Below are 14471 nucleotides of genomic sequence, written 5' to 3'. Positions count from 1 at the left end.
CGGGGTCCATGCACCCCGGCCCCGGCCCGCGCGGCTCACGGGTTGATGTCGGTCTCCCCGGCGCGGCCGTCGCAGCCGCGATCCGGGTTGAACAGCAGATAGGTGCCGGAGGAGCAGGTGATCCACAGCTCGGCGTCGCCGCCCACCACGATGCTGCCGGAGAGGTTGGCGCCGCCCTGGATGATGGCGTTGTCCTTGACCACGGCGTTGCCGCTGATGGTGGCGCCGGAGTTCACCCAGGCCAGACCCTCGATCCGGGCGTTGCCGGTGACCGTGGAGTTGCCGTAGACGGCGGCGCGGGGGCCGACGTAGGCGGTGGCGGCGACATTGGCGCGGTTGTCGACCCAGCCGCCGCCGTTGGAGTGCCAGTGCCCGCCGCCGGTCGCGGCCGGCTTCTGGTAGCCGGGCTCGTGGCCGGAGGGGATGGCGCCCTGCACCCGGAACTCGTACGGGTAGCGGTAGTTCTTGGTGTACCCGTCGAGGAAGGCGTAGCGGTGCACGGTGTCCGGGGTGCCGGTGACGACGAGGTAGACCTCGTTCTCGCCGGGCTGGGTCTGGAAGGTGATCTCACCGCTGGGGCTGTTGTGCAGCGGGCCGTAGCGCGGCACGCCGTTGCGCAGCGCGACGAAGCCGTACGTCCAGCCGGAGCCGGCCGCCGCGTTGACCCGGCCCTGGAAGTTCAGCCGGATCAGGCCGCCGTCGGTGCTGGGCACCAGCTTGATCTTGTTGTAGCCGTAGTCGGAGGGGGCGATCCGCTCCGAGATGGCGTAGCGGCCGGCCGCCTGGTCGATCGCCTCCACCGGGACGCCGTTGTAGGCGTTGATGAAGCCGGCGCCGTACATGGTGGTGATGAACGGCATGAAGTTGGCGCGGTTGGAGTAGTCGTAGGTGACCTGGCGCTGGGCGTACTCGCCGATGCGGGTGTTGAGCTGAGTCTGTGTCAGGTTGTTGATGCGCCGGTACGCCTCCAGCGGGTGTTCGGTGTTGCGGGCCTGGTTCCAGAGGTTGTTGAAGGTCTGGATGCCGCCGTAGTTGTCGACCAGGTGCTGGAGCAGCATCCAGTTGCCGTAGTGGTGGCGGCTGGAGGAGTACGCCAGGTTCTCGGTGCGCAGGAAGCGGGTGAGGTCGCCGGCGCCGCCCCTCGGGTACACCTGCATGGCCATGAACTCGGCGCTGGTCTCCCAGAACGAGCCGGCGGAGGCGTGGGTGAAGCCGAGGCCGCCGCCCTTGCCGAGGAAGGTGTAGTTCTGGAAGACATGGCCGAGTTCGTGGGCCAGGCCCCAGGAGCCGGGCTGGGCGGCGGCGGGGGCGATGTTGATGACGCCGACCCGGCCGTCGACCGATCCGCCGGTGGCCCAGGCGTCGAGCGCGGTGCGGTTCCAGGTCCGGGTGACGATGACCACGATCTTGTGCTCGGCGAGCAGACCGGTCTCCGGGGTGAACCGCATGTCATTGATGTAGAACGAGTACAGGCTCTCCAGCTGGCTCAGGATATTGGCCGGATCGAACCGGAACTCGCTGGGGGCGGTCAGCGGGTTGGTGCCGGACTTCTCCCCCCACAGCAGGATGAAGTTGTCCGACTCCCGGGTCCGGTCCGCGCTCCAGGGCACTTCGCCCGTGGTGAGCCAGCGGGCGGGGAGATAGACCGTTTTGGCCGCGGCCTGGACGTCCGCCGCCGACGGCTCGCCGGCGGTGGCGGGCCCGATCCCTACCGCCACCATGGTCGCAGCCGCCACTGCGACCACAGCCCGTCGCCAGAACCTTGATCTGCGCGATAACACCATCCGCTCCTTCATTCGCGGGGGGACACGGCCGGCGGACCGAACAGTGTTCTGGTGACCGGCCGGCCGGGAACACGCGCCAGCGTCTCATGGAAGCGCTCCCAAGACGCTGCTGCGGACGGCGCGTTGTTCCCGCCAAGAGCCAATCCGGCCTGATGGGAGCGGGACCCGGCGGCGTGGGTCAGGGGACCAGCAGCCACCGGCCCCGCCCGCCGCCGGCGGCGACCTTGTCGTAGGCCGCCGCGTACTCGGCCAGCGGCACCTGGCCGGCCACGCGCAGCTCAAGGACTCCGGAGTCGGCGAGGGCCAGCAGTCCGGCGAGCTTCGCGCTGTCGGGCTCGACATTCACGATGCCAATCTCGATGCCACGCTCCGGTGTCGCGGGCGTCCTCGACGTCACGCCGGCGAACGTCCCGCCGTCCCGGATCGCGGCAACGGCCACCGCGTGCAGGACGGCGGCGTCGAGGACCGCGTCGAAGGAGGGTCCCGGCACTTCGGTGAGGAGTTCACCGGCCCCCGCTCGCAGCACGAAGTCGCGGTCGGCCGCGCGCGCCAGTGCGGTGACGGTCCAGCCGGCCCGCGCGGCCAGCGCGACGGCGTAGCCGCCCACCGAGCCGGCGGCTCCGGTGACCAGCAGGGTCCGCCCGTCGGCCGGGCCGAGCCGGTCCACCAGCTGCGCGGCGGTGGAGGCGTTGAGCGGGAGGGACGCGGCGTGCACCGGGTCGAGACCGGCGGGCAGCGGCGCTGCGGCCGTCGCGGGCACCACCGTCTCCTCGGCGTGGGCGCGGACCGGGGCGGTGACGTCGCGGTGTACGGCGGCGACCGGGTCGCCGACCGCGAAGCCGGTGACCTCGGTACCGGTCGCGGTGACGACTCCGGTGAGGGACCAGCCGACCCCGACGGTCCCGCTGAGGCCGAAGATCGCCCGGCCCGGGCCGCCGGCGAAGAGGGTGTCGACGGGGTCGACCGAGGCGGCCGTGACGCGGACCCGCAGGTCGCCGGGGCCCAGCGGGGGCAGCGTGACCTCTTCGAGGGCGGGCGCGGAGTCGTCGTTCCTGGATACGAGGGCGAGCGTCATGAGAGATCTCCTTCGAAGGGATGGACGGCACAACCATCCGAGACTTACTCTCCTTTGGGAAGTAGGCACTTTGAAGTGGTGTAGGTACCCGGAGGTAAGCCATGGATGTGGCCGACGCGACCGCCGCTGACGCGCGGGCCCCCCGATTCGATGTGTTCGACGCGCACTGCCCCAGCCGGCAGCTCCTCGACGCGATCGGCAACAAGTGGGCGAGCCTGGTGATCGTCGCGCTGGGCACCCAGGGGCGGATGCGCTACTCCGAACTCTCCGCGCGGATCGCCGGGGTGAGCCAGAAGATGCTGACCCAGACCGTGCGGGCGCTGGAGCGCGACGGGCTGCTGACCCGCACCGTGACGCCGTCGGTGCCCGTCCGCGTCGACTACGAACTCACACCGCTCGGCCTGTCCCTGCTGGACACCATGCGCCACCTCAACACGTGGGCCCAGGAGCACATGGCCGAGGTGCACGGCGCGCGCGAGGAGTACGACCGGAAGGACGCCTGACCGTACCCGGCGGCACGTCCGGACCGGAACGCGGCGCCGGACGAACTGCGGGTGGAGCGGAGCGGGTGCGGCTGCCGCCGCTCAGCGCACGCCGGCGGCGCGGCGGGCGAGGCGGGACAGGGTCGCCGTGGCGAGGACGGCCGCGGCGGCGGCGATCAGCGGGGCGCCGAGGGGCAGCGGGACGGCGGCCAGGACGACCGCCGCCAGGACCGGGGCCGCCGCCGCGCCCGCCAGCAGCCGCAGCGGGCGGCCGGCGCGGACGAAGGACAGCAGCGGATCACGGGTACGGGCCGGCAGCGCGGAACGGACCCGCCACCCCCACAGCACCCACACCAGCGCGGTGACCACCAGCGCCGCCGCCCGGAACCCCCAGCCGTTCCCGGCCGCCTCTTCGGCGGCACCGATCAGGACCATGGTGACCAGCAGACAGAACCAGCCGAACCAGCGCGCCTTCGCCAGCAGCATCATGAGCAGCCCGCCCAGGCGGGCCCGGGCCTCACCGTCCCCGGGATCGACCGCGAGCGCGTCGGCGTAGCCGGTCGCCATCGGGGCGATGCCCCGCCGCGCCGAGTCGGGGACGCGGGAGCGCACCACACCCAGCGACTGGTGGGCGTCGGCGTGTCCGGGGTCGATGCGGAGCACGGCGGAGAAGGCGTGCTCGGCCAGGTCGAACCGGCCCGCCTGGTACGCCGCCCGGCCCAGCGTGTAGTGCGCCTCGGTCTCCTCCGGGGCCAGTGCCACGGCCTGCTCGGCGGCGGGCACCGCCAGTTCGCTGCCGCCCGGGGCGCCGGCCAGCAGGGCGCGGGCCCGCATTTCGTGCCCCCGCCAGCCGTCCGGAGTCAGCCGGATCAGCTCCTCGGCGGCGGCCAGCGCCTCGTGGGGGCGGCCCAGCTTGAGCATGACGATGGCCCGCACGTGCCAGGCGTAGTCGCGGCCCTCCGGGATGGCCATGGCCTGGTCGCTGGCGAGCAGCGCGCCGGGCCCGTCGCCCAGCTGGATCTTGCAGACCGCCAGCAGGGACCAGGCGAAGCCGAAGTCGGGGCGGCGCCCGACGAGGGGGGCGAGGATGGCGGCGGCCTCCGCGTACCGGTCGGAGTCGACCATCCGGCGCGCGGTGTTGATGTCCTTCACCAGCGCCAGCGCCTCCGGGTCGGCCCCGGGGGATGCGGTTTCGCTCATCGCGGTCTCACAGCCTCTTGGTGCGCTTGAGGTAGTCGCGCAGCTCGCGGTAGCTGCTGCGGTCGGGCGAGAAGGTGACGACCGTGGTGGCGGTGGCGAACCACGCCTCGGTGGACGGGCTCAGCTCACCGGCGGCGGACAGCAGGTCGGGCATGCCCATCAGGCGGGGCTCGCCGCGGCGCACGGAGTCCAGCAGGGCCTGCTCGGCGGCGCTCTCGCAGAGGTAGGCGAGGTCGGCGCCGGAGAACCCCTCGGTGCGCTTGGCGAGCTTGCCGAGATCGACGCCCGCGACGGGCCGGTCCTTCAAGTGGTAGCGCAGGATCGCCTCGCGCGCGGGGCGGTCGGGCGGGGCGACCAGGACGAGCCGGTCCATGCGGCCGGGGCGCAGCAGCGCGGAGTCCACGTCCCAGGGGTGGTTGGTGGCGGCGAGCACGAACACGCCGTCGTTGGCGGCACCGTCGACGCCGTCCAGCTCGGTGAGGAGCTGGTTGACGGCGTTGCGCATGCCGTTGTGCTGCATGCGGCTGCGCTTGGCGCCGAGCGCGTCCAGTTCGTCGAAGAACAGCACGCAGGGTGCGTTGCGGCGGGCCTCGTTGAACAGGCGGGTGATGTTGCGCTCGGAGTTGCCGATGTACTGGTCGAGGATGTCGCTGATCTTGACCGGGAGGAACCGGGCGCCGAGTTCGCCGGCGACGGCACGGGCGATGAACGTCTTGCCGCAGCCGGGCGGGCCGTACAGCAGCAGGCCGCCGCGCAGGTTCTTCGCGTACAGCTTGCGCAGTTCGGGGTTGCGCAGCGGGGCGAGGAAGGCGGCCTCCAGCCGGTCCTTGACCTCCCGCATGCCGCCGACGTCGGCCAGCCGCAGCTGGCCGGCCGGCTGGACGTCCACGACGGGGTCGGCGGGGCCGCCGTCGTGGCGCTGTGCTTCCTCGCGCGGGGGCTCGGCCGGGTCCGCCTCGGTGTCGGTGTCGGTGTCGGTGTCGGCGTCCGGCGGGGAGGACTCGACGAACTTCGGCGGCACGGTGCCGGCCAGCTGCTCCTCGGCGTTGTGCCAGTCGAAACCGGCGGCCGGCGTACCGGGCGCGGCAGTCGGCGTACCGGGGGTACCGGGCGCGGCGGGCGACGCGGCGGGCACGGCGGGCGCCGGCTGCGGCAACGCCGGAGCCGGTGCCGCCGGCGGGGCGACCGCCTCGGCCATCATGCGCTGGGCCTCGGGATGACCGGGCTCCCGCTGGAGGGCGGCGGCCAGCTGGCCGATCGCCTCCGCCTGGCGACCGCCGTCCAGCAGCAGCCGGGCCAGATGCAGCCGGAGCGGCAGATCATCCGGAGCTGCCGCGACCGCCGCGGTGAGGCTGACTATCAAAGGTGAACCGTCGGACACCACTGCATCCTGACACGACTCCTCCCCCGCCCCAAGGCGAGGGTGGCCTACCTGTCCCCAAGCCCGGCCCACCACCGGGGCGGGGTCCCAGTCGCGTCCGCCCCGGGCAGGAACCGCGCCGAACGTCCGGGCATCACCGCCCCCCACGGCGCCGAGCCCCCCCGGACCACACGGGATGGCCGGCAGCCAACCGACCCCGACGCCGGGCCCGCCCGGGCCGCGCTCCCGCCACCGCACCAGCTGTCCCGTGCGCACCGTCCCGCCCGGTGCCAACCGGCGGGCCGCGCCGAGGCGCCGGACCCACCCGGCCCGACGGCCGTCCGAAGGGGCGGGCGGACCCGCCCCCGGGACGAGACCGCCACGGCCGGCCGGAAGGCCGGGCCCGTACCGGGTCTGACCGGGTCCGACCGGGTCCGACCGGGACACGGTGTCCGACCAGGAGACCCGTCCCGGCGAAGGGCCGGGCCGCGCGGAGGAGCGTACGACCTCCCTTCCGCCGGGAGCGCCCGGCGCCTCCCCGGACCGCGCGGGGGTGGCGGCCCGGGGAGGCGCGGCGCAGGAGCCGTAATGCGCGGCGGGCCGGCGCCGCCGTGGCCGAAGCGTCGGCGGGCCCGGAGGGCGCGTGGTGCCGGCTTGCCTCCCGGTGCTGGGGACAGCGGTTGGGCCTCGGGTCAGGCCCTCGTGCAGGTCGCGCCGTTGAGGGTGAAGGCGGTCGGGGGGCCGCTGTTGCCGGTGTGGGTGGCCTGGTAGCCGAAGGCGGCGGACGCGCCCGGGGCGATGGTCGCGTTGTGGGCGACCGGGGTCGCCGTCACGGTGCCGCCGGAGGTGGTGTAACCGGCGTTCCAGCCGGAGGTGATGGCCTGGCCGGCCGGCAGGGCGAAGGTCAGTGACCAGCCGGTCACCGCCGCCGAGCCGGTGTTGGTGAGGGTCACCTCCGCCGTGAGCCCGGTGTTCCAGGCGTTGGTGGTGACTCCCACCCGGCAGGCGCCCGGCTGGGGGTCGGGGCCAGGACCCGGGCCCGGGTCGCCGCCGCCCTGGTCGAGTCCGAAGAACGTGATCACCCGCGCCGCCATGCCACCGCCCGGCACGTTGTGACCGGTGCCCTGGAGGCTGATCGCCTCCACCGGCGCCTGGGCGCCGGTGCCGCCGTACCGGGTGCGGTTCCAGTTGGCCTGCGGCTGGTCGCTGTACGCGGGCGTCTGGCTGACGCCGAGCACCTGCGTCCACTGTTTGATCTGCTCGCCGTAGTTCGGGTAGCGCAGCACGTCGTCCTCGGTGCCGTGCCAGATCTGCATGCGCGGCCGGGGCCCGCTGTAGCCGGGGTAGGCGGCCCGTACGAGGTCGCCCCACTGTTGCGGCGTGCGGCTGATCTGCCCCTGGGCGCAGGCACTGTTCCAGCCGGAGCCGTCGGTGGTGGCGAAGCAGCCGAACGGCACCCCGGCGAACGCCGCGCCCGCCTTGAACACATCGGGGTACACCCCGAGCAGCACATTGGTCATCATCGCGCCGGAGGACGCGCCGGTCGCGTACACCCGTTCCGGGTCGCTGCCGTGGGTGCGCTGCACATAGTCGACCATCGAGCGGATGCCGACCGGGTCGCTGCCGCCGTCCCGGCGCAGCGCCTGCGGTGAGGAGACGTCGAAGCACTGGCCGCTGCGGGTGGCGGAGGGGTAGATGACGATGAAGCCGTAGCGGTCGGCGAGCGAGGCGAATTCGGTGCCCGAGTAGAAGGCCGGGCCGGTGCCGGTGCAGTAGTGCACGGCCACCAGGACGGCGGGGCGCTGCTGGACGCTGTCGGGCACGTACAGGTGCATCCGCAGGTTGCTGGGGTTGTTGCCGAAGCCGGTGACTTCGGTGAGCTGGGCGGCGGCGGCCGGTGGCGCGGTGAGGAGGGTGGCCGCGAGGAGGGGCGCGAGGGCGCCGAGGAGGGTGGCGAGTACGGTACGGAGCCGGCGTCCCGCCGGGCGAACTCCGGGGTTCTTCACCTTGGTCCCTTCGTGTCCGCACGGGGGCGGATGCGTCAGGTGGAGTAGGTCGCGCCCTCGGATAGTGGCATGGACACGCCCTACTTGGAAGCGCTCCCACGCCACTCGGCGCCGACTCCGTACGCCGTCGGCTCAGTTCAGCGAGAGCCCGTAGGTGTCCAGCAGCCCGGTCACCGGCTGGTAGAAGCTGACCGGGTTGGGGATGGAGCAGGAGGCGGTGCTGCCCGACAGCAGTCCGTACCCGGTGCTGCCCGCGTAAAGCGGTCCGCCGCTGTCGCCGGCCATCGCGCAGGCGTCCGTCTGGATCAGTCCGGTGACGGTGCCCTGGGCGTAGTTGACGGTGACATCCAGCGCGGTGACGTTGCCGGTGTGGACCCCGGTGGTACGGCCGCTGCGGGCGATGCGCTGGCCGACGACGGGGTCTGCGAGCGCGGTGATGGGCTGTGCGCCGCCGTCGTAGGTGTTGACGGCGCGGTCCTTGGCGATGTCCGGGTTGGTGTACTTGACGATGCCGTAGTCGGCACCGGGGAAGCTGCCGGCCACGACCGTCCCCAGCGGTACGGTCTCGGCGGCGTCGGCGTACCAGTTCGGGAAGTAGTTGGTGCAGTGACCGACCGTCAGGAAATATTCGTCGGTGCCGTCGGTGACCTGGAAGCCGAGCGAACACGGGTAGCCGTTCGCCCAGATGGCATCACCTCCGGCGATGGTGGGAGCGAGAGTGCCCCCGGCCGCCTCCAGCCGGGCGGCGGCGCCGTGGTCGGCGACGGCGGCGCGCAGCCGGGCCAGGTCGGCTCCGGTGACGCTCTCGTCGTGGGTGACCCGCACCTGGTTGGCCACGGGGTCGATGCCCCAGGCGGTGCCGGGGATCGCGGCCCGGGCGGCGAGGTCGTCGGTGACGGCGGTGAGATCGGCGGCGCTCCGCGTCACCCGCTCGGGTACGGCCCCGGCCTCGGTGACCTCCCGCGCGGCGGCCTCGTCGGTGACGGTCACCACCAGGGCGCCGTCGTCGCGCAGATAGGCGCCGGCGGTACGGTCGTCCGCCAGGTCGGGGGCGGCGGGGACGGTGGGTTCGGTCGTGGCGGTCGTGGCGCTGGCGGAGCTGGCGCTGGCCCCGGCGGGGAGTACGGCGCCCACCACGAGTAACGCGGCAGCGGCGGCAGCGGCGACGGGAAGTCTCAACTGAGGCTCCTGATCCGTTGGTTGGGGTTGGGGCGGCAGAAACTAGCGACTGTCGCGCCGCCTTCACAAGACCCGTCTCACCGGCTGACCACGCCCCGCGCGTGCGATGCTGGGCGGATGGCGGGTGATCCCATGGCGGCGGACGGGGCACGGCGGAATCCGGAGTTGCGGCGGGTGGCCATGCGGCGCCAGGTGGCCGAGGCCGGGTTCGTACGGGTGGACGCGCTGGCCCGCGACTACGGCGTGAGCATCATGACGGTGCACCGGGATCTGGACGAGCTGGCCCGGCGCGGGTTTCTGCACAAGGTGCGCGGTGGCGCGACCAGCGCGCCCACCACCACCTTCCACGGGGATCTGGAGCACCGGATGCAGGCCCAGGTGGCGGCGAAGGCCGCGATCGCGCGGGAGGTGCTGGCCACCGAGGTGGAATCCGGGCAGGTGGTGGCGCTGGACGACAGCACGACGTCGCTGGTGCTGGCCCGCATGCTGCCGGAGCGGGCGCCGCTCACGGTGGTGACGCACTTCCTGCCGGTGATCCGGGCGCTGGCGGCGCAGCCGGGCATCGAGCTGGTGGGGCTCGGCGGCCGGTACGACGCGGCGTACGACTCCTTCCTGGGGCAGGACACGGCGGACGCGGCGGCCGGCATCCGGCCCGACCTGCTGTTCGTGTCGACCACGGCGGTGGCGGACGGGGTGTGTTACCTCCAGTCGCTGCGCACCGCGATCACCCGGCGGGCGCTGGTGGCCGCGGCGTCCCGGACGGTGGCGCTGATCGACCACTCCAAGTTCGACCGCCGGGCGCCGCACCGGCTGGCGGCGCTGGCGGAGTTCGACCGGGTGGTGGTGGACGGCGGTACGGCGCCGCGCACGGTGCGCGAGCTGCGGGCGCGGGGTGCCCGGATCGATGTGCTGGAGGGCGGCTGACGGCCGTTCAGTTCTGCTACGTGATGTGAAGTTCACCCGGTTGACGGGGCGGACTCGACATGCCCATGACTGCTCTCAACTGCCGTTTCGCCGTGCCGCGCGACGCGCGCCGCCAAGATCGATGTTAAAAGTTGCGAAATAGCGGGAGCCTGCGTGTAATACGCGTCACATCGGGGTCGGCCGGAAAGAGGTGCGGCAAGATGGCGGCGAGGCGGGATACGGAAGTCGCGGTGTGCGTGGACGCCGGCACCACCGTGATCAAGGCGGTGGTGTTCGACTCCGCCGGACGGGAACTGACGGTCAGCCGCCGCGACACCGAGGTCCGCCACCCCACACCCGGCACCGCCGAACAGGACATGGACGAGGTCTGGTCCGCGGTGGCCGCCGCGATCCGCGAGGCGGTCGCCGAGGTGGCCCGCCCCGTGAGCCTGCTGGCGCTCACCGCCCAGGGCGACGGCGCCTGGCTGGTGGATGCCCGGCACCGCCCGGTACGCCCCGCCGTGCTGTGGAACGACGCCCGCGCCGCCGACGTCGTCCGCCACTGGCGCACCGACGGCATCCTGGAACGCGCCTACCGCGACAACGCCTCACTGACCAACGCCGGGCTGCCCAACGCCATCCTGCGGGTGCTCGCCGACCGCGAGCCGCACGCCCTGCGCGCCGCCCACGCCGTACTCACCTGCGGCAGCTGGCTCTACCTGCGGCTGACCGGGGTACTCGGCCTGCACCCCTCCGAGGCGTCCGCGCCCTGGCTGGACATCCGCACCCGCTCCTACTCCGAGCGGCTGATCGAGTGGTACGGGCTGACCGCACACCGTACGCTCCTGCCGCCGCTGCTGACCGAAGGTGAGCTGGTCGCCCCCCTCACCGCCCCGGCCGCCGGGCAGCTCGGGCTGCCCTCCGGCACCCCGGTGGTGCTCGCCCCGTACGACGTGGTGGCGACCGCCCTGGGCACCGGCACCACCACCGCCGGGCAGGCCACCTGCGTGCTGGGCACCACCTTGTGCACCGAAGTCCTCATCGAGGCGGCGGCGCCGCACGAGGGCGAACCCGCCGGCCTGACCCTGGACTTCGGCACGCCCGGGCTGTTCATGCGAGCCTTCCCCACCCTGGCCGGCACCGGCGTCCTCGACTGGGCGGTGGAACTGCTCGGGCTGCGCGACCACCGCGAACTGTCCGAACTGGCCGCCCGGGTTCCGCCGGGCGCCGCCGGGCTGCGCGTGCTGCCGTACCTGTCGCCGGCCGGAGAACGCGCCCCGTTCCTGGACCCGGCGGCCAGCGGGCTGATCACCGGAACGCTGTTCCACCACCGCCGCGAGCATGTGGCGCGCGCCGTGCTGGAGGGCCTGGCGCACGTCATCAGGGACTGTCTGGAGGCCGCCCCGCACCACCCCACCGAGCTGGCGCTGTGCGGCGGCGGCGCGGCCAGCGCGCTGTGGTGCGCCCTGATCGCCGACATCACCGGGGTGCCGGCGCTCTCCTCCCGGGACAGCCAGGTCGGCGCGAAGGGCGCCCTGCTGTCCGGGCTCACCGCACTCGGCGCCTACCCCGATCTGACGGCCGCCGCCGACGCGCTCGTGCACCCCGGGCACCGCTACGAACCCTCCCCGGAGCTGCGTGACTTCCACGACCGCGAACACGCCGAGTTCCTCGCCACCAGGGAACTGGCCGCGACCCGCTGGCAGGGGTGGCGGTCCGATGTCTGAGCCGGTGTGGATCGGGGTCGACCTCGGCACCCAGAGCGTCCGCGCGCTGGCCGTCGACGACCGGGGCCGTACCGTGGCGGCCACCGCCCGCCCGCTGCGCGGCCGGCGCGACGGGGCGCGGCACGAACAGGACCCGGCGTCCTGGTGGCGGCACAGCGCCGACGCGCTCGCCGAGTTGTCGGCGGCGCTGCGCGGGCGACCGGTCGGCGCGCTCGCGGTGTGCGCCACCTCCGGAACCGTGCTGCTCACCGGCCGCGACGGGGTGCCGCGTACCCCGGGACTGATGTACGACGACGCCCGCGCGGGCGCGCTGGCCGCCGAGGCGCAGGAGGCGGGGGGCGGGCTGTGGGAGGAGCTGGGCTACCGGATGCAGCCGGCCTGGGCGCTGCCGAAGCTGCTGTGGTGGCGGGACGCCGGGCTGCTGACGGATGGTGACGGGGCGGTGCGGCTGGCGCACCAGCCGGATGTGGTGGCCGCCGCGCTGGTCGGGCACCCGGTGGCCGCCGACACCTCGCACGCCCTGAAGACCGGCTACGACCTGCTCGGCGACCGCTGGCCGGCCGGGGTGCTGGGTCGGCTTCGCATCGACCCGGGGCTGCTGCCGGAGGTGGTACGCCCCGGCAGCGTGCTCGGCGAGGTGTGCCGGGCGGCGGCGGCCCGTACCGGACTGCCGTACGGCACGCCGGTGATCGCCGGGATGACCGATGGGTGCGCGGCCCAGCTGGGCGCGGGGGCGCTTGAGGTCGGCGAGTGGAACGCGGTGCTGGGGACGACGCTGACACTCAAGGGGGTGAGCGCGGCGCTGCCGCGCGACCCGGCCGGCGCGGTGTACTCGCACCGGGCTCCGTACGACGGGCGGTGGCTGCCGGGCGGGGCGTCGAGTACGGGGGCCGGGGCGGTACGGGCGCTGTTCCCGGGCGCCGATCTGCGGGCGCTGACCGCGCGGGCGGCGGCCGGGGTGGACCTGGCGGCGCTGCCGGTGTGCTACCCGCTGGTCGGGCACGGGGAGCGGTTTCCGTTCGTGGCCTCGGGGGCGCGGGGCTTTCTCGGGGACGGACCGCTCGCCGTCCGCACCGGGGACGCGGCGCGGGACTTCGCGGCGGTGTGCACGGGGGTGGCGCACATCGAGCGGCTGGCGTTCGGGGTGCTGGCGGCGTCGGGCGCCGATGTGGGCGGCCCGGTGACGTTCACCGGCGGGGCGGCGCGCAACCCGTGGTGGAACCAGCTGCGCTGCGACATGCTCGGAGTGCCGGTGCGGCTGCCGGAGAACCCCGAACCGGCGCTGGGCATGGCCGTGCTGGCCGCGGGCGCGGTGCGCGGCGACATCCCGGCGGCGGCGCGGCGGCTGGTGCGGGTGCGCCGCACGCTGGAGCCTGACCCGGACCGTACCGCCCGGCTCACCCCCGGCTACGAGGCGTTGGTCGCCGCGCTCGCCGAGCGCGGCTGGCTGGGCTGACCGCGAGTTCCGAGAGAAAGGGACGACGACCGTGGAGGAACCGATCCCGGTGCTGGCCGCCGGTGACCGATTCGTACTCAACCGGCTGCTGGTCGCGGCGCTGCGGGCGGCGGGCGGCGGGCCGTCGGCGTGGCGGGTGCGGGAGCTGGAACTGCCCTGGCCGCAGGTGCCGTTCGGGCCGGTCGGGGAGGTGATGGAGGCGTCGGGGACCGAGGATCAGCTGATCGAGGCGCTGGCGGGGGTACGGGTGTGCCTCACGCAGATGGCGCCGCTGACCCGGCGGGTGCTGGCGGCCTGCCCGGATCTTGAACTGTTCGCGGTGTCGCGCGGCGGCCCGGTGAACGCCAATCTGGCGGCGGCGGCCGAGTACGGGGTGGCGGTGACGTACGCGCCGGGCCGCAACGCGGCGTCGACGGCCGAGCACACCATCGCCCTCATGCTGGCGGCGATGCGGCGCATTCCGCAGGCGCACGCCGGGGTGCTGGCCGGGCGCTGGGACGGCGGGCAGTTCGCGTACGAGGCGACGGGGCTGGAGATCGCGGGCGCCACGGTGGGGCTGGTGGGGGCCGGGGCGGTCGGCGGGCGGGTGGCGGCGGCGCTGGCCGCGATGGGCGCGCGGGTGCTGGTCGCCGACCCGTACGCGGACCCGGCGGCACTGCCGGAGGGGGTACGGGTGGTGGAGTTGCCGGAACTGCTGGCGGCCAGCACGGTGCTGTCGCTGCACGCGCGGCTGACGCCGCAGACGGCGGGCCTGATCGGCGCCGCCGAACTGGCCGCGCTGCCGCGCGGCGCGGTGCTGGTGAACTGCGCACGCGGCGGTCTGCTGGACTACGGCGCGCTGGCAGCCGCCCTGCACGACGGCCGGCTGTTCGCCGCGGCGCTGGACGTCTACGACGTGGAGCCGCTGCCGGACGACCACCCGCTGCGCGGCGCGCCGAACCTGGTCCTGACCCCGCATCTGGCGGGAGCGAGCCGCGCGGTGGCGGAACGGGCCGCCACGATGGTGGCTGCGGAAGCCGACCGCTGGCGCCGGGGCGAACCGCTGTGCCACCGGGCGAACGGCGGCGGCTCATGACCGGCCACGAGGCCGCCCGGAGGTCCGGCGGGAGCCGGCCGGCCGGCGGGGGCGATGCGGAAACCCACCGAATGACACCGCGGCCACCGACCCGTGCCGAGCCCGCCCGGGCCGGGCGCCCGACGACCGGCGGCGGGCAACGGACCGCTCGCGGCCGGAAACGGACGCCCCGCATCACCACGGAGATGCCCGACCGCGCCGGGCCCGCACCGGATCGCACACCT

Annotated in this window: 11 protein-coding genes; 5 read left to right on the top strand and 6 right to left on the bottom strand. The window is 74.2% G+C overall.

What is annotated here, in order from left to right; genetic code table 11:
* Positions 1-35: 35 nt before the first annotated feature.
* Both AC5WRL_RS13795 and AC5WRL_RS13790 read right to left on the bottom strand, forming a co-directional pair.
* Positions 36-1721, bottom strand: coding sequence for a DUF6055 domain-containing protein (locus AC5WRL_RS13795; RefSeq protein WP_496088767.1), 1686 nt, complete (start codon positions 1719-1721; stop codon positions 36-38).
* 241 nt (positions 1722-1962) lie between these two features.
* Positions 1963-2859 (bottom strand): alcohol dehydrogenase catalytic domain-containing protein, encoded by an 897-nt coding sequence (locus tag AC5WRL_RS13790; RefSeq protein ID WP_496088766.1) that lies wholly within the window; start codon positions 2857-2859, stop codon positions 1963-1965.
* 107 nt (positions 2860-2966) lie between these two features.
* On the opposite strand from AC5WRL_RS13790, the gene AC5WRL_RS13785 reads away from it, so the two are divergent.
* Positions 2967-3362: a winged helix-turn-helix transcriptional regulator gene (locus AC5WRL_RS13785; RefSeq protein WP_496088826.1), complete on the top strand. Its 396-nt coding sequence runs from the start codon at positions 2967-2969 to the stop codon at positions 3360-3362.
* An 81-nt stretch (positions 3363-3443) separates the two neighbouring features.
* On the opposite strand, the gene AC5WRL_RS13780 is transcribed toward AC5WRL_RS13785, so the two are convergent.
* The 4 genes from AC5WRL_RS13780 to AC5WRL_RS13765 form a co-directional block, all read right to left on the bottom strand.
* Positions 3444-4541, bottom strand: a complete 1098-nt coding sequence (locus tag AC5WRL_RS13780; RefSeq protein ID WP_496088765.1) for a tetratricopeptide repeat protein — start codon at positions 4539-4541, stop codon at positions 3444-3446.
* A 7-nt stretch (positions 4542-4548) separates the two neighbouring features.
* Positions 4549-5904 carry an ATP-binding protein gene (locus AC5WRL_RS13775; protein WP_496088764.1) on the bottom strand — a complete coding sequence of 452 codons (1356 nt, stop codon included), beginning with the start codon at positions 5902-5904 and terminating at the stop codon, positions 4549-4551.
* 689 nt (positions 5905-6593) lie between these two features.
* Complete coding sequence (locus tag AC5WRL_RS13770; protein WP_496088763.1) at positions 6594-7907, bottom strand: extracellular catalytic domain type 1 short-chain-length polyhydroxyalkanoate depolymerase; 1314 nt, start codon at positions 7905-7907, stop codon at positions 6594-6596.
* A 132-nt stretch (positions 7908-8039) separates the two neighbouring features.
* Positions 8040-9086: a S1 family peptidase gene (locus AC5WRL_RS13765; protein ID WP_496088762.1), complete on the bottom strand. Its 1047-nt coding sequence runs from the start codon at positions 9084-9086 to the stop codon at positions 8040-8042.
* A 117-nt stretch (positions 9087-9203) separates the two neighbouring features.
* On the opposite strand from AC5WRL_RS13765, the gene AC5WRL_RS13760 reads away from it, so the two are divergent.
* From AC5WRL_RS13760 to AC5WRL_RS13745, 4 genes are all read left to right on the top strand, one after another.
* Entirely contained in the window at positions 9204-10010 is an 807-nt protein-coding gene (locus AC5WRL_RS13760) for a DeoR/GlpR family DNA-binding transcription regulator (RefSeq protein ID WP_496088761.1), read from the top strand.
* A 200-nt stretch (positions 10011-10210) separates the two neighbouring features.
* Positions 10211-11716 carry an FGGY family carbohydrate kinase gene (locus tag AC5WRL_RS13755; RefSeq protein WP_496088760.1) on the top strand — a complete coding sequence of 502 codons (1506 nt, stop codon included), beginning with the start codon at positions 10211-10213 and terminating at the stop codon, positions 11714-11716.
* A complete protein-coding gene (locus AC5WRL_RS13750) occupies positions 11709-13172 on the top strand; it encodes an FGGY-family carbohydrate kinase (protein ID WP_496088759.1) in 1464 nt (487 codons plus the stop codon). The genes AC5WRL_RS13755 and AC5WRL_RS13750 overlap by 8 nt, the downstream gene beginning before the upstream one ends.
* A gap of 31 nt (positions 13173-13203) precedes the next feature.
* Complete coding sequence (locus AC5WRL_RS13745; RefSeq protein ID WP_496088758.1) at positions 13204-14247, top strand: NAD(P)-dependent oxidoreductase; 1044 nt, start codon at positions 13204-13206, stop codon at positions 14245-14247.
* Positions 14248-14471 lie beyond the last annotated feature (224 nt).

Source organism: Streptomyces sp. NTD107, assembly GCF_059510435.1.
This window is presented reverse-complemented; position numbering and strand designations above follow the sequence as displayed.

Bases quoted from the DNA above. Each gene is read 5' to 3' on its own strand.
- AC5WRL_RS13795 (WP_496088767.1), bottom strand. From the start codon at position 1,721: ATGGTGGCGGTAGGGATCGGGCCCGCCACCGCCGGCGAGCCGTCGGCG.
- AC5WRL_RS13790 (WP_496088766.1), bottom strand. From the start codon at position 2,859: ATGACGCTCGCCCTCGTATCCAGGAACGACGACTCCGCGCCCGCCCTC.
- AC5WRL_RS13780 (WP_496088765.1), bottom strand. From the start codon at position 4,541: ATGAGCGAAACCGCATCCCCCGGGGCCGACCCGGAGGCGCTGGCGCTG.
- AC5WRL_RS13760 (WP_496088761.1), top strand. From the start codon at position 9,204: ATGGCGGGTGATCCCATGGCGGCGGACGGGGCACGGCGGAATCCGGAG.
- AC5WRL_RS13755 (WP_496088760.1), top strand. From the start codon at position 10,211: ATGGCGGCGAGGCGGGATACGGAAGTCGCGGTGTGCGTGGACGCCGGC.
- AC5WRL_RS13750 (WP_496088759.1), top strand. From the start codon at position 11,709: ATGTCTGAGCCGGTGTGGATCGGGGTCGACCTCGGCACCCAGAGCGTC.